This window comes from Dyadobacter sp. 3J3 (assembly GCF_009801115.1).
Taxonomy (GTDB): Bacteria; Bacteroidota; Bacteroidia; order Cytophagales; family Spirosomataceae; genus Dyadobacter.
This window is the reverse complement of record NZ_VTOL01000010.1, coordinates 201,497-228,276: the sequence shown is the minus strand read 5'-3', so window position 1 is coordinate 228,276 and position 26,780 is coordinate 201,497. Positions and strand designations below refer to the sequence as shown.

The following is a 26,780-nucleotide window of genomic DNA, read 5'->3' as shown; positions in this document are numbered from 1 at the left end:
ACAAGTATCCGGCAAGATACAGGAAGGAGAAAATATCTGACTTATTTTTTTTACAAAAAACAATCGAAACTATGAAAAAAAATCGACAAAGAAAAGGTCGTGCCTGTCTCTATCTGCTCATGAAAATTTCGTTGACACAAATTATTTTTTGTATATCCTTCGCAGGACTCACTTATGCCGGACATATAGGAAGAGCACAGGAAGTTTTGGAACGGACGGTCACGGTTAATGTTGAAAAAACGGAATTGAAGCAAGTTTTAAGCCAGATCGAAAGTAGAGCTGATGTTAAATTTGTATACAGTAACAAGGCAATTAGTGCAAACCGGGAAGTGGTTTTTCATGTGACAAATCAAAAGTTATCTTCCGTTTTAAATTCACTTTTGGTGCCATTGGGAATTTCCTACGAGCTGACAAAATCGGGAAGGATTTTGCTTACTGCTGAAAAACCTGTTACCTCCAAGGAGGAATCTTCGGTTTCTGCCGATATGCAAACGTTTGCAGATATTAAGGTATCCGGGAAAATTACAGATGAAAAAGGAGAGGGTTTGCCCGGCGTTAGTGTGCGCGTGAAGGGTACGCAGTCGGGTACAGTTTCAGATGTTAATGGTGGTTATAGTGTTGAGGTTGCTGACAAATCTGCCGTATTGGTGTTCAGTTTTGTAGGATATAAAACATTGGAATTACCCATTGGAGACAGGTCCATTTTTGACGTAAGTCTTGCTCCGGATGATAAATCTTTGAATGAAGTGGTTGTTATCGGTTATGGTACTTCACGGAAAAAGGACGTTGTAGGTGCTGTGGATATCGTTTCTGCGAAAGATGCGGGTTCCACAACGGCGACCAATGCTTCTCAATTATTGATCGGAAAATCCGCCGGGGTGCAGGTTTTACAATCCAATGGTACGCCGGGTTCGGATTCCCAGATACTTATTCGCGGTACGGGTTCTTTCACAGGTGTTGATCCTTTGTACGTAATTGACGGTATCCAGGGAAGCAAAACGATGTTTAATACATTAGGCCCTCAGGATATTGAAAACATTACGATTTTGAAAGACGCATCTTCAACGGCAATTTATGGTTCCGCTGCGGCTAACGGTGTGGTTATTATCACAACAAAAAAAGGACTTACAGGTGCGCCAAAAATAAATTTCACTTCACAATGGGGCGTAGCAAAAGCATGGAAGCAGCTGGATTTGCTTAATGCATCACAATATGTTGATCTGTTGAAAGATTTCGCGTCTACTACGAATGCTGTTTTACCAGAAAAATTTGGTAGCGCTGACGTTCGGGTTGACAGAAACGATTGGCAGAAACAGATTTTTCAATCTGCTTTGGTTTCTCAAAATAATCTTAGTATCAGCGGAGGCAGCGAAAAAGTTACGTACAACTTCTCGCTTGGATATATGAACCAGCAGGCCATTGTGAAAAATTATACGGATAAAAGAGTAAACGGTAGATTCAGTCTTGATGAGTCACTTGGTCGTTTTCATTTGGGACAAACTTTGAATGTACGTTATGTAAAGGACGTTGGTCAGCTGGCCAATATTACGGAAGCGGTTTCATATTCTCCTTATAAAGACATTCTGGATCCAAAAGTTCCGGGTGGTTATTCTAACACGACCAACGTTGATGACTTCAACGGTGGTAACAATCCCCTTGCAGCAATTAATCTGAACCATCCGGTTACACAGGGATTTGTGTTTTTCCCACAAGTGTTTGCGGAGGTTGATCTGATCAAAGGTTTGCGTTTCAGAACGCAGCTTTCAGCTGAAATCGGTGGCGGGAAAAATAGTGGTTATCAATATGGATACACTGCCGGTAATAATTTGACACAACCGCAGCAGGCCACCTTGGGATATAATAATTATTCATTTTACACACTTGAAAATTATTTCTCCTATAACAAATCGTTTGGAAAACATTCGATTTCTGCCACTTTGGGTAATAGTTATCTTGATCCGGGACATTCGTCCAGTGTGGATGCCAAGGGAACTAATATTCCGAATAATTCAATCCAGAATATTAGCGTAGCGCAGTCGCAAACCGTTTCGGGGTCAAGTTATGGTTATGCGCGGGCTTCGGTGATTTCTTATTTTGCCCGTGGTATGTATTCGTTTAACGACAAATATGTTTTAACGGGAAGTTTTCGTCGGGATGGTGCGTCCAACTTTGGAGCGAATAACCGGTTTGGTAATTTTTACGGTGTTGGTTTAGCGTGGAGATTTATTGATGAAGATTTTGTTAAAAACAATCTGTCATTCCTTTCCGATGGTAAGTTGAGAGTAGGCCAGGGACGCACCGGAAATAATACAATACCTACGACTGGTATCACCAATGTGCTGACTTTCAGTGGAAATCCTAATGGCAATTTAGTTTATTCTTTGGGTACCAATGAAGGATTTAATCCGGGTACTACGATTACTACTTTATCAAATCCAAACATCCGATGGGAAACTACGGATCAGACTGACGTAGGATTAGATCTTGGTTTCTTGCATAATAAATTGACGGTAACCGTTGATTATTACAACAGAAAAAGTACAGGTTTGCTTGTAAGCGTTCCGGTTCCTGGTAGTACCGGTGCATCTCAGAGCGCTACACAGCCAAGTAAATATGCCAATGCCGCTAGTGCTCAGAATAAAGGGATCGAGTTTTCGGCAGGTTACAGAGGCTCAACCGGCAACGGTTTGACTTATACTATCAATGGTAATATCGCACACAATAAAAACATTGTAAATTCTTTGGGAAGTGAATTCGCTGCACCAATCCAGGCGGGTTCTTTCAGTAATTTGCCAACTTTTACATACACGGCGGCAGGTTCTCCAATCGGATCTTTTTATGGATATAACAAAGATCATGTAGCGAAAGATCAGGCGGAAATCGATGCCCTGAATGCAGCAGCAAAAGCGAAATCGGGTGATGCTTCGACGGTATATCAGGCAGGTTTATTACCCGGCGATTTTATCTTTAAAGATATCAACGGCGATGGAAAAGTGGATGCAACAGATCAGAAAATCCTGGGTAACCCGATTCCGAAAATCGTTTATGGTTTTAATGCCGGAGTTAATTTCAAAAACTTTGATTTCAATATGGTAGTGTCGGGAGTTTCGGGATTGAAATTGCTGAATGCCTTTAAATTCGTGACACTTAACGAATCTACCGGACATAACGCAACAACCGGAATTTTGGACAGATGGGAAAAACCGGGTGATGTCGCTGCTCTTCCAAGAGCTGGACAAAGCGCAACTGGTGACGGCAACCTTAGACCATCCGACTGGTGGCTGGAAAACGGTGCTTACATGCGACTTAGAAATGTCACGTTGGGTTACACCATTCCAAAATCTTTTGTCAGCAGTATTGGTAACGGACACGTTTTCAGTAGCATCCGTTTTTATGTAGCAGCGCAGAATCTTCTGACTATCACCAAGTATACCGGTTACGATCCTGAGGTAAGTACGCAAAGTGGAGGAAGTTACATCTTCTCACGAGGTATTGACGACAGGGCCAATCTGCCGCAGCCAAGAACATTCCTGGGCGGTATACAACTTGGATTTTAATCATTGGGAATTACTAAAAGAGAATCGAAATGAAAAAAATATCATTATATATTTTGGGTTTGCTGGCCGTAGTGAACATAGCCGGTTGCGACGAATCAAAACTGGAACTTACAAGTCAGAGCAGTTATGATTACAGTACTTATTTTACCACAAGTGAAGGGCTGAATCAGGCCGTTGTTGCGACTTATGCTACGCTGTTACACAATGGATTATGGTCGAGAGAATATTATTTTATCTTCGACCTTTTAGGTTATGACGCCAAAAAGACAACAAACCTTCAGGGTGATATGGCTCAATTGGCCGATTATTCATTCGGTACAAGTCAAACCCAGATCGGGCAGCTTTGGAATAGCCTTTATCGTTTGGTTCTGCGCTCCAATGTAGTGATTGACCGTGCAAATGTATGGGCACCAACCGTTGCTTCGGATCAGGCAGATGCGAAACAATTTATCGCCGAAGCGCGTTTTTTGCGGTCTTATGCGTACTTCAATATTGTAAATTTGTGGGGAAGAGCGCCGTTGATCACGACCTACGATAGTACGGTCGCCAACAATTATTTTCCTCGTGCGACAACAGGAGCGATGTGGAGTTTTATTGAAAATGATCTGACGCTTGCCGCTGCGGATCTTCCTTTAACGTATCCGGCAGCCACTGGTTTAGGCAGAGCTACAAAAGGTGCTGCGCTTGCATTGTTGGGTAAAACATATCTTTATCAGGGCAAATTTGCTCAGGCGCAGGCCACATTTACTCAACTTACAACGGCTCCTTTTGCTTATACTTTGGATGCTTCCTATGACAATCTTTTCAGTACATCGAATCAAAGCAGTCCTGAAAATATTTTCCAGGTTATGAATGCTGCGTGGACCGATTGGGGAATTGGTAATCAGTATTATGTTTTCGGTGGACAGGAAACCTGGGGTGGAAAAGCAACCCATTCTGATCGTGCCCAGGAATATGGATTTAACGACTGGTTTAACGTGTATGTTAGCACTGCGGCGGTTAAAGCATTCAAATATACTAATCCTGTAACAGGTTCGACCTATACTGATCCACGGGCATATTCAACTTTTTATGGAAGTGCAGAAAGTGGCGGCGACACTGTTTATTGTGAAAAATGTGCATCCGGAAAAATTTCATTTCCTTTTAAAGCATCTGATCCGCAGGGATATTATGTTTGGAGAAAATATGAATACTATAATGAAGTAGCAACCTATGGTGGGCCAGCAAGCAGCATTAACGGCCAGGTGATCAGATTCGCCGATGTTTTACTTATGCTTGCGGAATCTTACATCAAACAAGGAAAAACGGGAGCTGAACCGTTGGCATTGATCAACCAGGTCAGAAAAAGGGTTAATGCATTTCAATATACATCCTTGGGTGCCAGCCAGACTGATGCGATGGCCATTTTGATGCGGGAGAGACAGCTGGAATTTACCGGTGAACAAACCCGCTATTTTGACCTGATCCGGTGGGGAATTGCCAAGCAAGTTATCAATGTTACAAGAGCATCGGAACCAGGTGACGGAAAATCACCATTCCAGGATAAAAACGTACTGTTCCCAATCCCGGATGTAGAAAAAAATTACAATCCAAATGTTTCAAAAGATATAGTTAACAACTGGAATTAGGGATTGTCAGAACTGAAATTTGAAGTAGAAAGCGTTGAAAGGAAATTGTTTCTTTCAGCGCTTTCATTTTAATAACGATTAGTAATTATTTTCTTTCAAAAGCTGCCTTATATCTGCCGAAAGCTGCTGCACCTCCAATTCTAATGTACCATTATAAATCCCACGGATACGTCTTTGTTTATCAACAAGAATTATATGCTCGGTATGAAGAAACTGAGTGCTGTCTTTTGTGAATCCAAGATCTTCCTCCGCGAAATAGGATTTACGGGCGAGTGTGTAGATCTGACTCATATTTCCCGTTAATAAATGCCAGTTTGAAGCAGTAATCTTATTTTGAACTGCGAACTGATGTAATCTGGATACATTATCAATCCAGGGTGTAACACTAAAAGATAATAAAGCCACTTCCGGATTGTTATAAAACTCCTTTTGAATAAGCTGCAAATGCTTGGTCATCACGGGACAAATACTGACGCAGCTTGTAAAAATAAAATTGGCAATGTGAATTTTACCATCAATTTGATGATCCGTAATTTGCTTTCCATTTTGATCTGTAAAAGAAAAGGCCGGTATAGTATGCTGTACTTTTTGCTTAATTTCTTTTGATGATGACAGAAATAAGGGTGAAAAATCAGATGTGTTATAATAGGGCAGTTGTTTCACTTCGGTACTTCCGGAACAAGTGATCAGACTTGCCGCCATTATTAGTATGCTAATTTTTAAAAACACTGTCAGAAACGTTGGTGCAATTTTTTGTCCCAAGTAATCCATATCTTCTTCCATTTACTATGATGTAATTTGCTCTCACCTTTCCATTGTCATAAAACAGTTTCTGCCTACCTTCCTCATGTCCATTGACGTAAGTCATCTGTCTGACCAATCTTCCGGAAGGGTTCCACTCCTGACATATTCCATCATATTCGTCGTTTTTGAAATGGTAGAAAAGCATCTTGTTCCCATTGTCCCACCAGGCACAATATATACCTGTTTTTTCTCCCTGACTAAATTCTCTTTGCTCCCGAAGTTTCCCTCCGGGATAGAATTTCTTACGTACACCATGCTCTTTACCATCTAAAAATCCTGAGATTTCGGACGTATCGCCCGAAGGATATAACGCATAGATATACCCGGTAAAAAGCTCTTTACCAAGATAGGTCCGATCTTTACTAAAAATGAAATTGCCTTTTTCCTTATTGATCAGGACTTTTTGGATTTTTGTGTTGCTGGTACAACTGCTGAAAACAAGAAGTAATAAGAAATTCAAACTATTGAGAAACAGTGCCCGCCGTGCCATAAAATCCGCTTCCATTGATGTAAGGGTCAGAACTTGTGATGTGGTAATGATATATTCCACCCGGATAATCCGTGGTTGCTAACGTATGTCCATGGTATACATCCAGTGACGCAATATTTACAAGGGTTCCGTTTTCTTCCGGGCCGTAAACAGGAAATCCGTCCAGCAGAAAACCCAGTAGTGCCGATTTGGATGTTTTAACAGTCGTTAGATATAATGGCTCAACATGATAATGATACTGTCCGGTTTGCTGGGGATGTCCCCAATATTGATCAAAACTCGTTGCTTCGGAAGTGAGGGGTTGGTTGGGGCCAGCATATTGGTTAAAAAACGGAACGCCGTTTAGGGAGACACCAATTGGGCCCAATGGAGTAGCTGCATGTGTAGTTGCAACTTTTGGGTCAACAGGTATTTTGAAAGTATAGGACTGAGCTGAAATAGAATTTGGATTTTTGTTGAAAGTATTTCCTGCGAAAGTAGTCCCGCTGAAATTCTCATACAAGCTGTTTCCCGTTGCATAATAAACGCTTTTATGATCAGGAAGACCGGTTGTTTTGATGGTAATATAAGTACCATCGGATGTGATGCTGCTGGCACCGTAAATTTTGGAATAAATGGCGGGGACCGCCGTATCTGTTTCTGCAACGTCGTCATGGTTATTACTACAAGCAGAGATGAGAAGAGATAAAAATGTCAGAATAATGGGAAGCGATTTTTTCATGATTTTCCAGTTTATATAATATATTCCTTGGACGGATTTTATGTTTTCTGGTAACAAGAGAATTTTGCAAAAGTCTATCCTGATCAAGTTTAGGGAATAATTTTGATTATATAAAAAAATGTTGGTTTAATGTAATTATTCAGAGTATTTATTTGTAGTGTTTTTCTTTTGAATTGATATAATGAAGCGGCAAAGCCGTGATCCCGAATTAAACCAATCCATTCCGAATATGAGTGTTCTAAGATCTGTCCCCCTCTTTTTGCTTTTTCTGGTTTTAAATTTCGGTTATCCTTTTCAGGACAAAATAAAAGACAGCAACGGAAATCTTGCAAAAGATTCCCAACTACGAATCGTTCAGAATCAATCTGCTGAAACCATCAGTATTTTCAGGGGAAATGAAACGAAGCCTATTTTAACACAAAATGCAAAGGCCAATTTTCGGCCATATCTGCATCCTTTGGTTGCTCCTGACGGCAAAGGAGTTTTGACGGAATATAGCCCCGGCCATCATAAACATCAGACTGGCATTTATTGGGGTTATACTCGGGTAAATGTAAGAGATTATTTCCACCATCCCGATGCAGGTTATTGGCGCAAGGTTTCTGCAAAAGTGATAGAAGCCAAAGGTTTGGAAGTGAAATGGCAGACGGTATATGATTTGCTGGATTCTACCGGAACGGCGGTTTTGACGGAAACACAAAACTGGTCGATGCGGGAAAAAGATGGGAAATATTTACTGGATCTGGAATGGAATGGTGAAGCGCAGACCGACGTGACAATCGGAAAATATGATTATGGCGGGTTATTCGTTCGGATGCCCTGGAAAGAGGGAATCAAAGGGGAAGTAATCAATGCAGCCCGTCAGCGAAATGAAAAAGCAGAAGGACAACCCGCCATGTGGGTGGATATCGCCATGCAGGTGGAGGGAAGAAATGACCTGGCGCACATTGCCATATTTGATCATCCTGAAAATAAAGGATACCCGCAAACCTGGCGCGTTGATGGCCAGCTGGGTGCCGGTCCCGCACGAGCGCGTAAGGAAGACTGGCATATCAAAAAGGGCGAAACCGAAACAATTAAGCATGAACTGGTTGTGTATACCGGAGAACTCAACGATGTAGGATTGACAAAAACATTCGGTGATTTTATCGGAAACAATGGTACTTACAATACCGCTGCGCTGTGGGCTATTGCACAAAAAGAAGGTCGGGAAGCAAAATTCCTTAGTGCTCAGGAAGCTGTTGCTGCAATGACAATTAAAGATGGTTTTATTGTAAACGCCTACGCATCAGAACCCATGATGACCCAACCCATGGCTTTTTGCTGGGATGACCGCGGACGTATGTGGATTGCTGAAAATAAGGATTACGAATCTCGTGGAAAAGGTTTCTCCAATGCTGGTGATAGCCGGATACTGATTTTAGAAGATACGGACGGTGATGGTGTTGCCGATAAACGGAAAGTTTTCATGGAAGGAATTGCATTTCCTTCGGCGCTGGCCGTGGGTTTTGACGGCGTATTTATTGGAGCGCCACCAAATCTGCTTTTTGTCCCCGATAAAAACGGTGATGACAAAGCGGATATGGATGATATTGAAGTGCGGCTTACAGGTTGGGGAATTCGCGACCGGCATGAAACGCTGAATAGTTTTCACTGGGGACCGGATGGCTGGTTATATGGTTTGCAGGGTTTTGCTACGCCGTCAAAAGTAGGTAAGCCAAAGGGAAAAGGGAAAATTTATAAACACAAAGATGCTTTTCCTGAGGATATTCTTGAAGGGGAAGGAACGGACATTAATGGTGGCGTCTGGCGCTATCATCCTACAAAAGACAAATTTGAAGTAGTCGCCCACGGATTTAGTAATCCCTGGGGCATTGATTATGATGCAAAAGGACAATTGTTAATGACAGCTTGCGTAATTCCGCATCTCTGGCATGTTATTCCGGGCGGAATTTATCACCGGCAAGGTGGACAGCATTTCAATCCATACGTTTATAACGACATCAAAACAATAGCTGATCACAGCCATCGTTCCGCTCATGGGGGCGCGCGAGTCTACCTTTCCGATGCTTTTCCAAAGGAGGAAAGAGGTAAGATATTTATGGCTAATATTCATGAACACGGTATTTTGTCCGATATTCTGGTGCCCAAAGGTTCCGGTTTTGTTGGAAAACATGGTGATGAATTTATGATGGCGAATAATGCCCAATGGGTAGGTTTTAGCATGGAAATCGGGCCGGAAGGGGGCATGTATGTGTTGGATTGGCATGATGCGGATATTTGTGGATCCGATGTTTTGAATTCAGAAACAGGACGGATTTTCAGAATTATGCCAAAGGTTTCAAAAGCTGAAAACTGGAAAGACCGCTATGCAGATCTTGGTAAATTTTCAGATTTGCAACTGGCTGCATTGCAGGAAAGTCCCAGTGAATGGCATGCGAGAAGAGCACGGATTATTTTACAAAACCGGGCGTCAAAAGGGAAAATGGAAAAAGCGGCTTACGATCATTTGTTTGATTTATACCAAAATAATTCAAATCCGGATTGGCGTCTTCGCGCCATGTGGACGCTGCAAATTACCGGCGGTTTTACTCCACGCGCACTTTTTGATGCGCTAAATGATAAAGATGAATATATCCGGGCCTGGGCTATTCAGTTTTTGAATGAGGATAAAGATGCGGTGCCTGAGATGATCACAAAGTTTGAAGAAATGGGTAAGGCTGATAAATCTGCCGTTGTTCGTTTGTATCTGGCTTCGGCATTACAAAGAATAGATCTGAATTCCAGATGGAAACTGGCCAACGCTTTGGTCGCGCATGGGGAGGATAGTGAAGATCATAACCTTCCTAAAATGATATGGTACGGTATTGAACCATTGGTAAAGGAAAATCCGGCGAACGCGATGGAATTGGCAAATCAAAGCAAAATTCCGATGTTGACCCAGTTCATTGCAAGACGGGCTGTGGATGCTGATGCGGTTGAAATACTGGTAACTGCTATAGGAAAACCAACCAGAAATCAGAAAGCATTACTGGAAGGGATGCGGGACGGTTTGGAAGGAAGAACGGATTTAAAGGCACCGGCAAATTGGGCCGCTGTTTATGCAAAACTAAAATTAAAAGAAAAACCGGTGGCACAATTGGCTCTGGATTTATCCCGGAATTTTGGCGATACAGAAGCAGCAAAAAATGCGCTTTTTTCTTTGAAAAATAAAAAAGCGACGGTTGAAGAAAGACGGAAATCGTTAGCATTGTTAAGTTTGAGACAAAGGCCGGAGCTGGTAAAAGAACTTCCCGGATTGTTGGATGATCCAAATCTTCGTCTCGATGCCATTCGTGCCATGGCAGGTTATGATAGTGAACCTTTGGCTAAATTGCTGATTGAACGTTATCCGAAATTTATCACTGATGAAAAATCTGAAACGATCCAGACACTGGCGTCCCGGCCGAAATCAGGATGGTTGCTGACACAGGCGATTTCTAAAAATGTTATATCAAAAAAGGAAATCCCAACCTATGTAGCGAGACAACTCAGAAGGGTAGTGGGTAGTGGTTTTGTTGAAGTTTGGGGGCCGATCGACCATGTCGCCTTCGATGAAAAAGCCTACAAAAAATATAAAACGTTGCTGACGGATAAAACGGTCTCAGGAGGAAGTGCGGGAAATGGACGTCTGGTTTTTCAGAAGACCTGTGCGCCTTGTCATAAAATGTACGGAGAGGGAGGTATTATTGGTCCTGAACTTACCGGCTCTAATCGTGCAAATCTTGATTATCTGTTAGGAAATCTTCTGGATCCGAGCGGAGAAATTCAGGATGATTACAAAATGGTGGTTGTGACGACGCGGGACGGTCGTACCTATGTGGGAAATATTGCCAAGGAAACTGACCGACAAATAACTTTGCGGATTGTTGGTCAGGATGCGGTTGCGATTAATAAATCGGACATTCAAACCCGGGAAGTGACACCGGTTTCCATGATGCCTTCCGGACTTTTGGAAACATTGTCCGAAAAGGAAATTACAGATCTGATCGGATATATGCGGACAACGAAACAGGTCGTGGTTCAAAAGTAGATTTTCGGGACAATGGCTTTAAAATGATAAGAACTTAAAAATAGATCACATGCAAAATCAGGATATTTCAAGACGGGAATTTCTAGTCAATTCGTCACTGGCAGCGGCAGGGTTTGCACTTCTTTCGGGATCGGCTTTTGGTGCACCCGCTTATATCAAAAATCTCGGCAAGCCAAACTCGCTTTTTAATGGTGTGCAAATTGGCGCTATCACCTATTCCTGGCGTAGTATGCCGGGCAGCGCAGAGCAGATTTTGCAATATTGTATCGACTGCAATATCAGCGCAATCGAATTAATGGGCCCAACAGGGGAATCTTTCGCAGGCGCTCCGACGGCTCCCCCAAGACCATCCATGGCACCCGGACCAAACGGACAACGTCCTGAAATGACTCCTGAACAAAAAGCGGCGCAAGAAGAATATGCAAAAAAAATGGCCGAATGGAGGTCGAAAGTTTCAATGGATAAATTCGTTCAGCTTCGCAAAATGTACAACGATGCAGGTGTAAGTATTTATGCTTTCAAACCTTCGGCGTTGGGTGTAAATAATACAGATATGGAAGTGGATTATGCGTTTCGGGCAGCAAAAGCGTTGGGCGCTAATCAGGCTACGGTAGAATTACCGACTGATCCCGCGCAGACAAAACGTTTGGGTGATATTGCTGCGAAAAATAAAACTTACGTAGGCTATCACGGACATTTGCAACAGACTTTTGATGCCTGGGATGTTGCGCTTGGTCAATCAAAATACAATGCAATGAATTTTGATATGGGACATTATGTAGCCGCAGGTTTCGATCCGCTGGTATTTATTCCTGCCAAACATGAGCATATCGTCAGCATGCACACAAAAGACAGAAAAAATAAAGCAAACGGCGGGCAGAATGTTGCATGGGGTGAAGGTGACACGCCAATCGTGGCAGCACTTGAAATGATACAGAAAAACAAATATAAATTCCCTGCCACGATTGAACTGGAATATGATATTCCTGCTGGTTCAGATGCGGTGAAGGAAACGGCTAAATGCGTTGAGTATGCACGGAAGGCTTTGAAGGCTTAGGAAGTTAATTGTTATTAAAAACCGTCAGATTCATTTATAGTGATCTGACGGTTTTTGTTTTTTGAAGAAAAAGTTTTCATTTTTACCTTTAAAGCTTCATTATAAAAGCGTGAATATGCAAACCGAAGACCTTCTAAAACAAATCGAATTCATCAAAGAAATTGATAAACTAAAATACATCCAGCGCCGCACCAAATTGTTCAACAGCGACAGAAATGAGAATGATGCAGAACATAGCTGGCATTTGGCTATGATGGCTATCATTTTGTCAAAACATTCCAATGTTGAAATTGATGTGTTGAAAGTAGTGAAAATGGTATTGATACATGACATAGTTGAGATTGATGCAGGTGATACTTTCCTATACGATACGACCAAAAATCACACCAATACAGACGAAGAATCACTGGCTGCAAAACGAATTTTCGGACTACTGCCGGATGAACAGCGTGACGAACTAATCGCTGTTTGGGAAGAATTTGAAACAGGAGAAACTGCGGAAGCCAAATTTGCCAAAACCATGGACCGACTGGAACCTTTACTTCAAAATGTATCCAATAACGGCGGCACCTGGAAAGAATACAATGTAGATTATCAAAAGGTATATGACAAGAAAAAAGTGATGCAGCACGGATCAGTTTCCATCTGGAATTATGCTGAAAACCTTATTAATGAAAGTGCTGAAAATGGAATTCTGAAAAAGGAAAAATAAGAATAGTTAAATTTGCTCACGCTCAATTATATTTTATAAGTAACTCATGTTTATTAAGTTATAGTTTGCCGTTGGCTAAGAATTTGTTTTTCATTCTTATATATTCGGTAAATTTGATTTCATTCTTAAACGCAAAATCCATGTATATTTTCGTTGAAATGTGGAATCCAAAACAAGCCTGGCTTGACCTGCCAACTTCTGAACGCACTGCTTATGTTGCTGCTGTCGGAGGAGCTGTGGAAAGTGTGCTGGCCTCCGGTGTGGAGATTATAACCTGGTCATTTAACGATAACACAATTGACAATTTTAACGGTTTCCAATACTTTGCAATCTGGAAATTTCCAACTCTGGATCTGGTAACAAGTTTTCAGAAAATGGTAGTGGACGCTGGGTGGTACAATTACTTCGAGCAGGTAAATGCATCCGGACTGATCGGAGGGCCGGGCCCTGTGCTGGATCACTCGATTGTTTTGTGAACAACCACTTTGTTAAATCATGTTAAAAATAAATCTTGGTTGATTAACAGAGTTTTAAGATTCCTAAATTGTCAGCCAAATGCTGACTTTTATTGAATCGATATGTTAAAAAACTACATCCAAATTGCTGCAAGAAATCTGAAAATAAACCGTTCCTATGCCCTTCTCAATGTCTTCGGATTGGGACTTGGGATGGCAGGTGCTGTTATGATTTTTTTGTTTCTACAATATCATTTGAGCACCGACAGGCACCAGCCTGATTTTGACAGAATATATAAGGTTGTTCTGGATATGCATCTGGACGAGGGCATAGAGCATGAGCAAGGTTCGGCCTATGCCCTGGCAACTGCACTTTCTCACGATTATTCCCAAATCGAAAAAGTTGGATTCATTAGCAAATTACCAAACGTAACCTTATCCTCAAATTCCGGAGGTGAGGTCAAACGTTTTATTGAAAAGGAAAATGTCGCCTATGCAGATGAGGGTTACATAAATCTCTTTTCATTTGACTGGATTCAAAATAATGGATCCGTTTTGCTGAGTGAGCCATTTACGGTAGTGCTTAGTGAAAAAATGGCTCTCAAATATTTCGGTACGCCCGATGTTATGGGTAAAACATTACGTCTCAACAATGCTAATGATTTAAGGATTGTTGGAGTACTGAAAGACCAGAATAAACCAACGGACCTGGATTTCAATATTTACATATCTCTTCCCACACTTAAACAACTGGATCGTACCAACTGGACTGGTGAGTTCGGTTGGATAAGCAGTAAGAATGCCACGTTTGTCAAAAAAGCAGGAGGTAGCAGCAGCGCGACTATTGAAAAATCGCTCAAAGCAAATGGATTAAAGTATTACGGGGAAACTGCAAAATACTATGAGCACAAACTGCAACCATTGTCCGAGGTTCATTTTGATGAACGATATGGCGGCCAGATTCGCAGATCAATTTTATGGGTTTTGGCCGGTGTCGGATTTTTCCTGCTGATCATCGCAAGTATCAATTTCATAAATCTGGCTACGGCGCAGGCGTTGAAACGCGCAAAGGAAATCGGGATACGGAAAGTTTTGGGAAGTACGAAGAGTCAGTTGTTTTGGCAATTTATGGCGGAAACTGCCTTGGTTACCATTTTTGCTTCCGTTTTCGCTTTGATCCTTGTATTCATATTACTTCCCTCGCTCAATAATTGGACACATACAAAAGCATTTCACTTTGGTGTCTTTTTTCAGTTTGAAGTGATTTCGTTCTGGCTTTGCACAGTCATAGCTGTGATCGGATTTGCAGGTTTTTATCCGGCCGTCATCATATCCGGTTTCAATCCTATCGCTGCCCTTAAAAGTAAATTGGGGACCCAACAAATTGGTGGAATCGGGCTGAGGCGTTCGCTGATAACCGTGCAGTTGATCATTGCCCAGATATTGGTTATTGGTACGCTGGTTTTAGTTTTACAATTGAAATTTTTCAAAAATGCAGATCTCGGTTTTGACCAGAATGCAGTGATAACCATTCCTTTGCCGAAGTCGGATACGATACAAAAAACTAAGGATGCAATAAGAAATGATATGTTGGAATATCCTGATATCAAGTCGGTTTCATATCAATACGAAGCGCCCACATCAAGTATGGGTTTTGGTGGTTCTGTCCGTTTTGACAACCGTGCAGAATGGGAAAAATTTGTGATTCGGGATCGTTTTGGAGATGAAAATTATTTACAAACTTATAGAATGCCGCTACTCGCCGGGCGTAGTATCATGAAACGCGATTCTGTGGTTGAGTTTGTGATTAATGAAGAATTGATGAAAAGGCTAGGCGTTCGGGATCCACAATTAATTCTTGGAAAACAATTGGAAGACGGCGCCTCCGGTTTTAAGGGACAGATTGTAGGCGTAGTGAAAAGTTTTCATTTAAAATCTTTACAAGAGGCTGTTGAGCCTTGTGTCATTTTTGCAAATCCCAAATTGTATAAAGAAGTTGCTGTTAAAATTGATACAAAAAATCTGTCTCAATCGATTCAGCACATCAATCAGGCCTGGCAGAAAAACTATCCTGATGAAGTTTTTTCGTATGAGTTTGTTAGTGAAAAAATAGCGAAATTTTATGAAAAAGAAGAGCAGCTAACTTCACTGATCAGGTCCTTTGCCATGGTTGCAATCCTGATTTGCTGCCTGGGTTTGTACGGAATGGTTTCGTTTATGGTGACACAGAAGACAAAGGAAATCGGAGTCAGAAAAGTCTTAGGCGCCAGTGTCAGCAATATAGTTTCCTTGTTTGGAAAAGAATTTTTGATTCTGGTAACCTTTGCTTTTTTTATTGCAGCACCGATATCCTGGTACGCAATGACAAACTGGCTGAATCATTTTGCTTACAGGATTGATCTGGATTGGTGGATTGTAGTTTCCGGCGGAATAATTATTCTCCTGATTACATTGATAACTGTTGGTTATAAAGTGGTTATTGCGGCGTTAATGAATCCTGTAAAGAGTTTGACTTCTGAGTAATTATTTGGTTTTAATTTTTCTTAAAATTAACCCTGGGCAGTAAATCCCTTCGAGCCATAAGGCTTTAGCCGTTGAAAATCCGTATTAATCAAAGTATGAGAATTAACTCCATCCAAAAAATAAACCCATTTTTCTGCCAATTCCAGCGCAGGGAATCTTATGTTTAGGGTAAAATTCCTAAACATTAATTCTTTGATAAAATGAGTGTTAACCTTAAAACCCTAACCTTCCTTTTTTGTTGTATTTTATTCCGGACAAACGCCCAAAATCTTCAGGTTTGGAAAGCCAGTCTTGAAAACAAAAAACCGCAGGACTGGCTCGTTCAGCCAGTAACTGAAAAAGCCGAAATCTTTAAAAGTCAGGACGGGAAAGATATTATCCTGTACAATGGTTTGTTGAAAAGGACATTTCGAATCACACCGGACCTCGCCTGTGTGGATTTTAAAAACCTGTCGAATGGCCAGCAATTACTACGGGCTGTAAAAGCGGAAGCCAGAATTGCAATAAATGGGAAAAATTACAATGTCGGTGGTTTGTACGGTCAAAAAGAAAATGCCTATTTATTGCCGGAATGGGTTGACAAGTTTAAAACTTCTGATAGCGCTTTTCATTATACCAAATACACAATCGAGGAAACACAGCCTTACCTGAATTGGAAAACTTCCATGTGGACTGGCAACAAAAAAAATGCTTCCGGCAAAACCATTTCCTTTTATTTTACTTCCTCGTTTGCATCACTTAAAGGCCTGGAAGTGGCTGTTCATTATTCACTTTATGATGGAATTCCACTTATCAGCAAATGGGTTACAATACAAAATAATACGGGCTCTTCGGTTACTATTAACCAGGTCGTTAATGAAATCCTCGCTGTTGTTGAAGAAGAAAGTGCCGTGGTAGGTACGCCTGAGAAAATGGCAAAACCCAATGGAATTTATATTGAAAATAACTTCGCCTTCAATAATGCAATGCGTTATCCTTTAAGCGATCAGGCCACACATTGGAAAGTCGATCCGCTTTATACCTCACAGGTAAATTATGATCTTACTACACCTTGTTTATTGGAAATTCATCCAGGAAAAGACATTGGTATCGTGCTGAAAAAAGATGAATTTTTCGAATCCGTCCGATCTTATGAGTTATTGAATGACAAATATGACAGGGAGAGAAACGGATTGGCAGTACGAAAAATGTACAGGACCATAACGCCGTGGACAACGAGTAATCCAATCTTTATGCACCTTGTCAGTAAAAACGATGAGGAAGTACGCACTGCTATTGATCAGTGTGCAGCAACGGGTTATGAAGCGCTGATTTTAAGTTTTGGCAGCCATTGCAACATGGAGGATACAACAGCGTCTAACATTAAAAAATGGAAAGAACTGGCGGATTATGCACATGGAAAAAACATTTTTATTGGAAGTTATTCCCTTTTCAGTTCGAGAAAAATAAGTCCCGAAGATGATGTAATTGATCCGAAAACCGGAAAACCGGGTGGTGCGTTTTTTGGTAATGCGCCGTGTATGGGGAGTAAATGGGGGCTGAGGTATATAGAAACCTTAAAGCGTTTCATGACTGCAACCGGCTTCAATATTTTTGAAAATGACGGTCCTTACCCGGGTGATGTTTGTGCCTCAACAACGCATCCGGGACATGTTGGACTGGAAGATTCGCAATGGAAACAAATGGAACTTCAAAAAGGATTGTACCGCTGGTGTAATGAAAATGGAATTTATGTCAACGCACCTGACTGGTACTTTTTGGATGGGACAAATAAAATTGCTCTGGGTTACCGCGAAGTTAATTTCTCGCTGTCACGTGAGCAGCAAATGATCCTGAACAGGCAGAATATTTTCGATGCCATGTGGAATGAAATCCCGTCGATGGTCTGGGGTTTTGTTCCCTTAACGAAATACCAGGGCGGTGGACCGGAAGCTATTCTGGAGCCACTTTCAGAACATCTTGACGCTTACAAACAATTGATGATGCAGTATTATGGATCCGGAATTCAAGCCTGCTATCGGGGCCCAAGATTATATGACACGGATGTTACAAAAAAGACAGTAATTGAGGTTATTGATTGGTATAAAAAATACCGTGATATTTTAAATTCCGACGTTATTCACCTGCGTCGTGCCGATGGCCGGGATTGGGATGGTATTATGCACGTTAATCCTGCTTTGAAGGAGAAGGGATTAGTAATGCTTTATAATCCGCTGAACGAAATCATTACCCGGGATATTAAACTTCCCGTTTATTATACTTCAAAACATACGAGTTTGAAGATCCGGGAAAGGGAAGGTGCAGCAAAAGTGTATCAGGTCGACCGGGAATTCGATGCACCGATAACCGTTCAGATTCCTGCCCGTGGTTACACCTGGCTGGTCTTGGAATAGAATAAATTTAAAATTTTCTCACCACATGATAATTACTAAAATATGAATTCCAAATCTTCAATAATCCGTCTGGACTCCATAGATATTTTCAGGGCTCTGACCATGTTCCTAATGATATTTGTAAACGATCTCTGGACGCTGGAAGGTGTTCCACATTGGTTGGAGCATAGTGCAGCAAAAGATGACGCCATGGGTTTTTCGGATATTATTTTTCCATGTTTTCTATTCATCGTTGGTCTGTCAATTCCTTTTGCTATTGCCAATAGAAAATCAAAAGGTGACAGCGACCTGACTATTGTCAGGCATATAGTCGAAAGAACATTTGCATTGCTTTTGATGGGAATTTTTACTGTCAATCTGGAAAGCGCCTACGATGGGATGATTATCAGTAAATACGTTTGGGAAATTTTCATGGTCATTGCCTTCTTTCTGATCTGGAATGTTTATCCCGACAAGCCGGAAAATAAATCAGTTTACAGGCTGTTGAAATTTATTGGAGTTCTTGTCCTGATCGGACTTGCAATAATTTACAAAGGCGGAGAAGCGGATAATATTGTCTGGATGCAGACACATTGGTATGGCATTCTGGGGCTTATTGGCTGGTCCTATTTGATATGTGCAATGATTTATCTGCTACTTGGAGATAACGTTGCTTTAATCCTGATTGCCTGGGTGTTTTTTGCAGTCTTTAACATGGCTGAATTTTCAGGCGCCCTAGGTTTTCTTCATCAAATAAGACCACATGTCTGGATCGTCGGCAGCGGATCCATGCCTGGTTTTGCTATGGGTGGTATTGTAGCTTCAGTTATTTACAGAAAGTATTCCAAGCAGATTTTACCTTCAACATTTCTCCTGATTCTAATGGGTTTGGGTATACTATCATTCGCTTACGGTTTTGGAACAAGGCCTTTTTGGGGAATTTCAAAAATACAGGCAACTCCGGCCTGGGTTGGAATTTGCAGCGGTATCAGCTTTATGGCTTTTGCTTTACTATACTGGTTAACAGATCTGAAAGGAAAGAAAAACTGGGCGGAAATTCTGAAACCTGCCGGAACTTCTACGCTGACCTGTTACCTGATTCCTTATATTTGGTACGCTGTGGTTGCCTTAACCGGAATCAGTCTTCCAATATTTCTAAGAACGGGAATGATCGGAATTTTCAAGTCATTACTTTTTTCCCTCATCATTGTTTTGTTTACAGGTTTGATCAATAAGATTGGTATAAAGCTTAAAATTTAATTATTGAGATAAAATAATTAAGCAACTGAGGTGCACAAATATCAGCCACGGGTTGGTATATTTTCAGGTATTTGACTTTATAATTTAAAATCTGGTCGCAAAACAAAAAATAAGGATGAATTCATGACGGGATATAATTTTTGAAATCAAATATTCAGCCTTGAATATGAGAAAGATATGAAAAATTAGCTTACGGATTTGCGGGTTAGCTAGGCTGATATAAAGGAGTTTGTAGTGCAATTTGAAAATAATAATTGCTTTCAAATAAGCTAAAACAGGTTTTTTGACTCATTTGTTAATTAGAATGCGTTGATAAAGAACTGATTAAGTTTTTGTAATTTAATTTCATTTTTTTCTGGTACTCATAAGAGTCTTAAAACGCTACTTTTGTGTTAAAGTAATAGCTGTATTTTTAATAGCGGCCATAATTTTCAACTGATTTTTAAACATAAATTCGTTAAACTCATGCTTCAATCGACACCTTTTGATCAGACGGCAGCATATAAAAAGCTGAAAACCCACCATAAAACAATCTCACAAAAACACTTAAAAGACCTTTTTCTTGAAGATCCGGATCGTGCCCGTAAATTTTCTTTACGTTTTGGCGATATTGTTCTGGATTATTCCAAAAACAGAATTACTACCCGTACCAGAGCTTACCTGGTTCAACTTGCAGAGGAGTGCGGTTTGTCGGATGCCATTGAACAAATGTTCAGCGGCGAAAAAATCAATGCAACCGAAGATCGTGCGGTTTTACATACTGCCCTTCGTAACCGTTCCAATACACCTGTAATGGTTGATGGAAAGGATGTAATGCCGGAAATAAATGAAGTACTGGCGAAAATGAAGGATTTCTCTAACAAGGTACGTTCCGGTTCATGGAAGGGATATACAGGAAAAGAAATTACAGATATCGTTAATATCGGTATTGGTGGAAGTGATTTGGGACCTGTAATGGTGACCGAAGCACTTAAATCATATGGGAAAAAAGGTTTGAACGTGCACTTCGTTTCTAATGTGGATGGTACGCACATAGCGGAAACTGTAAAATCACTGGATCCCGAAACGACATTGTTCATGATCGCTTCAAAAACTTTTACTACCCAGGAAACCATGACAAACGCGCTTACGGCACGTGGCTGGTTTTTGGAAAAGGCAGGAGATGACGAGCATGTTAAAAAACACTTTGTGGCCATTTCAACCAACCGTGCCGAAGTAGAAAAATTTGGTATCGATCCTGAAAATATGTTTGGTTTCTGGGACTGGGTTGGCGGCCGTTATTCATTATGGTCCGCAATCGGATTATCAATTGCCTGTTTCATTGGTTTCAATAATTTTGAGCAATTGCTGGCTGGTGCGCATGATATGGACAACCATTTCAGAACTACGAAACTAGAAAGAAATATTCCTGTGATCCTGGGGCTGTTGGGTGTTTGGTATAACAATTTCTTCGACGCCCAAACACATGCCATTTTACCTTACGATCAATATATGCACCGTTTTGCAGCTTATTTCCAACAAGGGGATATGGAAAGTAATGGTAAATATGTAGGACGTAATGGCGAAGCAGTTAACTACCAAACCGGACCGGTTATCTGGGGCGAACCTGGTACAAACGGGCAACATGCTTTTTACCAGCTTATTCACCAGGGAACAAAAGTTATTCCCTGCGATTTCATTGCACCAGCTGTAAGCCATAATCCAATCGGAGAACATCATAAAATGCTTTTATCAAACTTCTTTGCACAGACAGAGGCACTTATGAATGGTAAAACATATGAAGAAGCAAGTGAAGAATTAAGGGCTGCTGGCAAAAGTAAAGAGGAGATAGATTTTCTAACACCGTTCAAAGTGTTTCAAGGTAATAAACCTACCAACTCATTTCTTGTGAAAAAGATCACACCGAAGGTATTGGGAAGCATGCTTGCGATGTATGAGCACAAGATTTTTGTTCAGGGAATTATCTGGAATATTTTCAGCTTTGACCAATGGGGTGTTGAGCTTGGTAAACAACTTGCCAACAAAATTTATCCGGAACTTCAAAATGACTGGCCGGTTACGAATCATGACAGTTCGACTAACGGTTTGATCAATCAATATAAACGCTGGAGATAACGGTCGAGCACGATTGCTTTAAAACCAAATCCCAGAAAAACACCAATAGTATCTGCCACTATATCGAACAAATCAAATGTTCGGTCTAGTGGCATTATTTCTTGATAGAATTCAATGCCAACTCCATAGGCAATCCCTGCTAAAATCACCATAACCGATTTTTGAGGATATACCAAGAGCCATAAAACGGTGAAGCCTCCAAACAATCCGGCATGTACAAGTTTGTCAAAACCAGTGACCGGAGCATCCGGAATATCCTTTCCAGGCCAGCTGCAAGCTACCAGGATCAGTAAGGTCCAACATATTGCAATCCAGTTTTTTTTAGAAAGAAAACTTAAAAAGGCTTGAAAAGAATTGGCAGGGCGCATAGCTCAGTTTGAATTTTTTTGACAAATGTAAACTGACTTTTTGGTAATTCTTAGCTGACTGACGCTTCATCCTTATTTGTTAATAATCGATACCTATATAATTCAAAAAAAGCTGCACCAGGTTTTGTTGATGCAGCTTTTAAACAAAATGCACTAATAAAAAGAGGTTACGACTTATATTTTCTCAATGGTAATGCTGACTTGGTATTCCTCTAATTTTGTTGTTTGCGGAAGCTCCGGATACGGCGAAACTTTTTGCATTTTGATTGAATACTTTTGGCCTCCCAATTTAAAAATCTGAGTGCTTGTGTCTTTATTATCATTAACCAGTGCGATGACAGCATCCGTACTGTTGGTGCCATCTGTTATATTGAATTTGACATTTACACTTCCTGCCGAGATACAAACGGCGTTGATCGGGCACCGGCTGTCATTTACTTCCAATAAAGTGACATTCAAGGGAATTCCTGAAACGGATACCGTGGTAAGTTTACGATACGCCACACCGGTATATTGCTCTTGTGCCTGCGGTGTTCTATCGTTTTCACTACTGCATGCAAGACATATAAACCACAGGCAACCGATAATAATTATTTTCTTCATGGCTAATGTTTTTTATAATGATAAGATGCAGGAAGGTCGAAAAATGTTGGAAGGGAATTCTACTTTTTTTGGGAGTAAAGGTTAGCAAAACCAAAATATATTAAATTTTTTTATTAAGTATAAGGTTTTGATTATTAGATATTTGCATTAGTCGATTTTCGGAAATGATACGTTATTAGTTGCTTTGGAAGTAATAACGATTATTCTAACAAAATTGTAATACTTATTTTTGTCTGATTTCATATTTATATGGAAACAAAAAATATTCAATTATCTAAAACCCTTTATGCAATCTTTTATTTAAGTTAAAACCTTTATGAGAAAAATTATCATAAGCGTCTTTTTTATTCTTAGTTGTATTGTAAATACTGCACGGTCGCAAAACGTATATAAATTCACGGATGGACTGGCGGTTGGCCCATGCCATCAATATGGCCGTGAGGCGATATATAAAGACGAGCTTGCATACCAGCTTTATTCCGGTTTGATTGCTAAACCTCAGGATGGAAGTGTTTTTATCAAAAATGATAAAGGGGAAGAATTAAAATGGAAACCAGTAAAATCAGATACTTCCGGTCGTTTTAGAGGTGAAAGTTTTACAAACGGCTATATCTATCTGACCTATCAATCTTCGAAAGAACAATCTGTTCTGCTGAACATTACCGGTCACGATATGGTTTTTGTGAATGGCGTTCCAAGGGGTGGAGACGCTTATCGTTATGGCTGGATGCATTTACCAGTTCAATTAAAAAAAGGGAATAACGAATTTTATATTAGGGTAGCCCGTTTCGGCCGATTTGGAGGAATAACGGCAAAATTGACATTTCCGGCAAAAGCCATAGCCATTAATACTGATGATCTTACGCTTCCGCACATTGTTGCTTCCTTAAAAAATGATTCGTTATGGCTGGGTATTGTAGTTTTGAATACAACTTCAAAAAAGCTTTTAGGTTTGCAGGTGACAACGGAACTTTCGGGTAAAACGATCATGACAAAACTTCCTGAAATACCACCCATGAGTAGCAGAAAAGTTGGAGTTTTGGTTGATGCAAGCAGTTCATTCGCAACTGGAAAACATAAGGTCAGTATCAAGTTGGAACAAAATAGGAAAGTAATTGACGAATCAAATGTAGAACTCGAATCTATTGCGGAAGGCAAACATTATAGCCGCACATTTGTAAGTAATATAGATGGAAGTGTACAGTATTACAGCGTTGCTCCACACAGTAAATCTGATGGAAAAGCGCCGGCTCTATTCCTTTCCGTACATGGAGCGGAAGTTCAGGCGATTAATCAGGCGCGTGCTTATAAGCCAAAAGATTGGGGCGTAGTTGTAGCCCCGACAAACAGACGTCCGCGTGGATTTAACTGGGAAGACTGGGGCAGGATGGATGCTTTGGAAGTTTTGGAGATCGCAAAAAAACAGTATAAGCCTGATCCGTCCCGCATATATCTCACAGGTCATTCGATGGGCGGACATGGAACCTGGTTCCTGGGTGCTACTTATCCGGAAAATTGGGCAGCCATTGCTCCTTCTGCCGGTTATCCGAATCTTTCTTCTTATGGTTCACATGACGGACAAATTCCTGAAAATTCAGCAATCCCAATGGAAGCGATTTTACTTCGGGCCAGTAATCCGAGTAACGTTTTAGCATTGGCTACAAACTATAAAGGTCTGGGTGTTTATATTGCCCATGGTGATGCTGATAAAACGGTTTCAGTGGAATATGCACGGCAGATGAGGAAGTTACTAGGGACTTTTCATAATGATTTTAGTTATTATGAATATCCGGGTGGTGAGCATTGGTATGGTGATGAAAGTGTAGACTGGGCTCCGATTTTCAATTTTTTTAGTTGGCATGTAATAAAGAAAGATACTGCGGATACTCATGTTGACTTTAAAACTGCTAATCCTGGTATATCTTACAAAATGCGTTGGGCAGGAATTTATCAGCAGATTTCTCCACTGAATTACAGCAGAATTCAACTTGACCGTAATAAAATTAAAAATAGTATAACAGGCAAAACGGAAAATACCGCTCTGATTTCCTTAGACCTTGCAGGTTTTGATGTTGGACAAACGATCAATATCTCACTGGATAGTTTAGACGTTGTTCCTTATACAGTTAAGAAGATAGATGAAATCATTTACTTGAAAAAGAATAGTAACTGGGAAATTTCTTCACAACCGGATGCTTCTCAGAAAGTGCCTGCGCGTTATGGAACTTTCAAAGATGGTTTCAAGAGTAAGATGGTTTATGTTTACGGCACGAAGGGGTCAGCGGAAGAAAATACCTGGGCAATTGAAAAAGCAAGATTTGATTCAGAAACGTGGTATTTCCGAGGAAATGGTGCGATTGATATTGTTGCAGATGTAGATTTTGATCCAACGAAATACGCCGAGCGAGGAATTGTACTTTATGGAAACTCCGAAAATAATTTGGCCTGGAATAAGCTTCTTGCCGATTGTCCTGTGAAAGTTTCCAAAGGGAAGATTTTAGTAGGGGATACACAGTTTTCAGGCAGTGATTTGGCAACATATTTTATCTGGCCGAGAAAAGATAGTAAGACAGAATCAATTTCTGTAATTTCAGGAACAGGCATCAAAGGATTTAAAGCAGCCAATGCAAATCAGTATTTCAGCGGTGGAAGTGGCTTTGCAGATCTCATGATATTCTCAGCAGAAATGTTGAAATCAGGTGCTGATGGGATAAAAATGGCAGGCTTTTTTGGAAACGACTGGTCGGTTGAGAAAGGAGAATTTGTTAAAAAATAAGGGACTATTTAAGTCCCCGGTTTATCAAAGCATCAGACATAACGTCTGGTGCTTTTTTATATTTAGCCTAAAAAATAATGGTATCAGCCATTATCTGCAAATTCCGGATATAACGTCATACCTCCGTCAATGTAAAGTGTTTCACCATTCACATAGTCAGAATCATCGGATGCAAGCCAGCCAACGGCTTTTGCCACATCCTGAGGTGTTCCGATTCTTTTGTAAGGAATCAGTTGGAGCAAGCTTTTACTTTTTACCGGATCCGACCAGACATCTTTGTTGATAGGAGTTTTAATAGCACCCGGACTTACTGAATTTACACGAATTTTATGAGGGGCAAGTTCCTGGGAAATTGATTTCATAAACATCATTATACCACCTTTTGAAGCCGCATAGTTAACATGGCCGGCCCAGGGAATAATGTCATGAACAGAACTCATCAATATGATTTTCCCAATTGCCAACTCACTATGATCAGGCTGATCCTGCATAGCAACTTTCTGTTGGGCAACAAATTGGCGTGCCGCTTCACGACAGCATAAAAATTGACCCGTAAGATTCACGTCAATTACTTTCTGCCATTGCTGCAAAGTCATTTCAAGAAAAGAAGAATCTTGTTGAAGTCCAGCGTTGCTTACCAGAATGTCAAGTCTTCCGTAAGTCGCAATGGTTTCATTAAACATTGCCTTCACTTCTTCCTCCTTACTTACATCCGCTTTTACAAGAATAGCAGTTCCGCCGTTTTTAGAAATTTCTTCTAAAACTTCGTTTCCCGCATCTGCATTTGAAGTATAGTTTACCACAACTTTGGCGCCTAACTGACCAAAATAAACTGCACAGGCCTTACCAATTCCAGAGCTTGAACCTGTAACAATAACAACCTTATCTTTAAACCGCTGATCAGGATTAGTCATATTGCTTCGTTATCGATTGATTTTAATTTTTTCCAAACACTTCTGTTCACATTTTTAACTGCCCAGTTTTTTGCGATCAAAATGGCTTTTGAAATCGCATCTTTTGGAGAAATGTTGGAGGTTTTAATTAATTCCTGGGCAATGGTCATTGCTTTTTCACGTGTCGTAGGAGACAAATATTTCAATTCAGGTAATGTCATCATTGCGTCCATAAAAGTCGGTTTGATCTGATTAATTGATGAATGAGCTGCTCTTAGTGTTAAAAATTTATGCCAGGATTTTATCCAGCTTAATGACGTACCCATGAAGATTAATTACGCACTTTTTAAAATTTTAGCTGAAAAAAAATCCCC

At 40.6% G+C, this 26,780-nt stretch carries 18 protein-coding genes; 11 read left to right on the top strand and 7 right to left on the bottom strand.

Features of this window, described 5'->3' with window-relative positions; translation table 11 throughout:
• Positions 1-71: 71 nt before the first annotated feature.
• Both FZF08_RS21970 and FZF08_RS21965 read left to right on the top strand, forming a co-directional pair.
• The gene (locus FZF08_RS21970) at positions 72-3,557 is read left to right on the top strand and encodes a TonB-dependent receptor (protein ID WP_159473363.1); all 3,486 of its coding nucleotides are present in this window, start codon (positions 72-74) and stop codon (positions 3,555-3,557) included.
• A gap of 29 nt (positions 3,558-3,586) precedes the next feature.
• Positions 3,587-5,185 carry a RagB/SusD family nutrient uptake outer membrane protein gene (locus FZF08_RS21965; protein ID WP_159473360.1) on the top strand — a complete coding sequence of 533 codons (1,599 nt, stop codon included), beginning with the start codon at positions 3,587-3,589 and terminating at the stop codon, positions 5,183-5,185.
• Between the two features lie 78 nt (positions 5,186-5,263).
• Here FZF08_RS21965 and FZF08_RS21960 read toward each other — a convergent pair whose 3' ends face one another.
• The 3 genes from FZF08_RS21960 to FZF08_RS21950 are packed head-to-tail and all read right to left on the bottom strand — an operon-like array spanning position 5,264 to position 7,200.
• A complete protein-coding gene (locus FZF08_RS21960) occupies positions 5,264-5,887 on the bottom strand; it encodes an SCO family protein (protein WP_229216642.1) in 624 nt (207 codons plus the stop codon).
• Between the two features lie 10 nt (positions 5,888-5,897).
• Positions 5,898-6,449, bottom strand: coding sequence for a toxin-antitoxin system YwqK family antitoxin (locus FZF08_RS21955; RefSeq protein WP_229216641.1), 552 nt, complete (start codon positions 6,447-6,449; stop codon positions 5,898-5,900).
• A 1-nt stretch (position 6,450) separates the two neighbouring features.
• Positions 6,451-7,200, bottom strand: coding sequence for a YHYH protein (locus FZF08_RS21950; protein WP_159473354.1), 750 nt, complete (start codon positions 7,198-7,200; stop codon positions 6,451-6,453).
• A 229-nt stretch (positions 7,201-7,429) separates the two neighbouring features.
• Between FZF08_RS21950 and FZF08_RS21945 the strand changes: the two genes are divergently transcribed.
• From FZF08_RS21945 to pgi, 8 genes are all read left to right on the top strand, one after another.
• Positions 7,430-11,272 (top strand): PVC-type heme-binding CxxCH protein, encoded by a 3,843-nt coding sequence (locus FZF08_RS21945; protein WP_159473351.1) that lies wholly within the window; start codon positions 7,430-7,432, stop codon positions 11,270-11,272.
• A gap of 49 nt (positions 11,273-11,321) precedes the next feature.
• The gene (locus FZF08_RS21940; protein ID WP_159473348.1) at positions 11,322-12,329 is read left to right on the top strand and encodes a sugar phosphate isomerase/epimerase; all 1,008 of its coding nucleotides are present in this window, start codon (positions 11,322-11,324) and stop codon (positions 12,327-12,329) included.
• A 115-nt stretch (positions 12,330-12,444) separates the two neighbouring features.
• Complete coding sequence (locus FZF08_RS21935; protein ID WP_159473345.1) at positions 12,445-13,041, top strand: HD family hydrolase; 597 nt, start codon at positions 12,445-12,447, stop codon at positions 13,039-13,041.
• Between the two features lie 140 nt (positions 13,042-13,181).
• Complete coding sequence (locus tag FZF08_RS21930; RefSeq protein ID WP_159473342.1) at positions 13,182-13,517, top strand: DUF6616 family protein; 336 nt, start codon at positions 13,182-13,184, stop codon at positions 13,515-13,517.
• Between the two features lie 102 nt (positions 13,518-13,619).
• A complete protein-coding gene (locus tag FZF08_RS21925; RefSeq protein WP_159473339.1) occupies positions 13,620-16,019 on the top strand; it encodes an ABC transporter permease in 2,400 nt (799 codons plus the stop codon).
• Positions 16,020-16,219: 200 nt separating this feature from the next.
• Positions 16,220-18,412, top strand: a complete 2,193-nt coding sequence (locus FZF08_RS21920) for an alpha-galactosidase (RefSeq protein ID WP_159473336.1) — start codon at positions 16,220-16,222, stop codon at positions 18,410-18,412.
• Between the two features lie 42 nt (positions 18,413-18,454).
• A complete protein-coding gene (locus FZF08_RS21915) occupies positions 18,455-19,651 on the top strand; it encodes a DUF5009 domain-containing protein (protein WP_159473333.1) in 1,197 nt (398 codons plus the stop codon).
• Between the two features lie 465 nt (positions 19,652-20,116).
• The gene (pgi, locus tag FZF08_RS21910; RefSeq protein ID WP_159473330.1) at positions 20,117-21,766 is read left to right on the top strand and encodes a glucose-6-phosphate isomerase; all 1,650 of its coding nucleotides are present in this window, start codon (positions 20,117-20,119) and stop codon (positions 21,764-21,766) included.
• Here pgi and FZF08_RS21905 read toward each other — a convergent pair.
• Together FZF08_RS21905 and FZF08_RS21900 are read right to left on the bottom strand one after the other, a co-directional pair.
• Complete coding sequence (locus FZF08_RS21905; protein ID WP_159473327.1) at positions 21,745-22,134, bottom strand: VanZ family protein; 390 nt, start codon at positions 22,132-22,134, stop codon at positions 21,745-21,747. The genes pgi and FZF08_RS21905 overlap by 22 nt on opposite strands.
• Before the next feature lie 174 nt (positions 22,135-22,308).
• Positions 22,309-22,737 carry a hypothetical protein gene (locus FZF08_RS21900; protein WP_159473324.1) on the bottom strand — a complete coding sequence of 143 codons (429 nt, stop codon included), beginning with the start codon at positions 22,735-22,737 and terminating at the stop codon, positions 22,309-22,311.
• A gap of 316 nt (positions 22,738-23,053) precedes the next feature.
• Between FZF08_RS21900 and FZF08_RS21895 the strand changes: the two genes are divergently transcribed.
• Positions 23,054-25,513, top strand: coding sequence for a prolyl oligopeptidase family serine peptidase (locus tag FZF08_RS21895; protein WP_159473321.1), 2,460 nt, complete (start codon positions 23,054-23,056; stop codon positions 25,511-25,513).
• An 83-nt stretch (positions 25,514-25,596) separates the two neighbouring features.
• On the opposite strand, the gene FZF08_RS21890 is transcribed toward FZF08_RS21895, so the two are convergent.
• Both FZF08_RS21890 and FZF08_RS21885 read right to left on the bottom strand, forming a co-directional pair.
• Positions 25,597-26,427 (bottom strand): SDR family oxidoreductase, encoded by an 831-nt coding sequence (locus tag FZF08_RS21890; protein WP_159473318.1) that lies wholly within the window; start codon positions 26,425-26,427, stop codon positions 25,597-25,599.
• Entirely contained in the window at positions 26,424-26,732 is a 309-nt protein-coding gene (locus tag FZF08_RS21885) for a hypothetical protein (protein ID WP_229216640.1), read from the bottom strand. Before FZF08_RS21885 ends, FZF08_RS21890 begins: the two co-directional genes overlap by 4 nt.
• Positions 26,733-26,780 lie beyond the last annotated feature (48 nt).

Excerpts from the sequence above, each read along its gene's own strand:
- FZF08_RS21900 (WP_159473324.1), bottom strand. The coding sequence starts at position 22,737 with ATGAAGAAAATAATTATTATCGGTTGCCTGTGGTTTATATGTCTTGCA.
- FZF08_RS21940 (WP_159473348.1), top strand. The coding sequence starts at position 11,322 with ATGCAAAATCAGGATATTTCAAGACGGGAATTTCTAGTCAATTCGTCA.
- FZF08_RS21930 (WP_159473342.1), top strand. The coding sequence starts at position 13,182 with ATGTATATTTTCGTTGAAATGTGGAATCCAAAACAAGCCTGGCTTGAC.
- FZF08_RS21945 (WP_159473351.1), top strand. The coding sequence starts at position 7,430 with ATGAGTGTTCTAAGATCTGTCCCCCTCTTTTTGCTTTTTCTGGTTTTA.
- FZF08_RS21920 (WP_159473336.1), top strand. The coding sequence starts at position 16,220 with ATGAGTGTTAACCTTAAAACCCTAACCTTCCTTTTTTGTTGTATTTTA.
- FZF08_RS21905 (WP_159473327.1), bottom strand. The coding sequence starts at position 22,134 with ATGCGCCCTGCCAATTCTTTTCAAGCCTTTTTAAGTTTTCTTTCTAAA.
- FZF08_RS21935 (WP_159473345.1), top strand. The coding sequence starts at position 12,445 with ATGCAAACCGAAGACCTTCTAAAACAAATCGAATTCATCAAAGAAATT.
- FZF08_RS21895 (WP_159473321.1), top strand. The coding sequence starts at position 23,054 with ATGAGAAAAATTATCATAAGCGTCTTTTTTATTCTTAGTTGTATTGTA.
- pgi (WP_159473330.1), top strand. The coding sequence starts at position 20,117 with ATGCTTCAATCGACACCTTTTGATCAGACGGCAGCATATAAAAAGCTG.
- FZF08_RS21890 (WP_159473318.1), bottom strand. The coding sequence starts at position 26,427 with ATGACTAATCCTGATCAGCGGTTTAAAGATAAGGTTGTTATTGTTACA.
- FZF08_RS21965 (WP_159473360.1), top strand. The coding sequence starts at position 3,587 with ATGAAAAAAATATCATTATATATTTTGGGTTTGCTGGCCGTAGTGAAC.
- FZF08_RS21885 (WP_229216640.1), bottom strand. The coding sequence starts at position 26,732 with ATGGGTACGTCATTAAGCTGGATAAAATCCTGGCATAAATTTTTAACA.
- FZF08_RS21960 (WP_229216642.1), bottom strand. The coding sequence starts at position 5,887 with ATGGCGGCAAGTCTGATCACTTGTTCCGGAAGTACCGAAGTGAAACAA.
- FZF08_RS21925 (WP_159473339.1), top strand. The coding sequence starts at position 13,620 with ATGTTAAAAAACTACATCCAAATTGCTGCAAGAAATCTGAAAATAAAC.
- FZF08_RS21950 (WP_159473354.1), bottom strand. The coding sequence starts at position 7,200 with ATGAAAAAATCGCTTCCCATTATTCTGACATTTTTATCTCTTCTCATC.
- FZF08_RS21970 (WP_159473363.1), top strand. The coding sequence starts at position 72 with ATGAAAAAAAATCGACAAAGAAAAGGTCGTGCCTGTCTCTATCTGCTC.
- FZF08_RS21915 (WP_159473333.1), top strand. The coding sequence starts at position 18,455 with ATGAATTCCAAATCTTCAATAATCCGTCTGGACTCCATAGATATTTTC.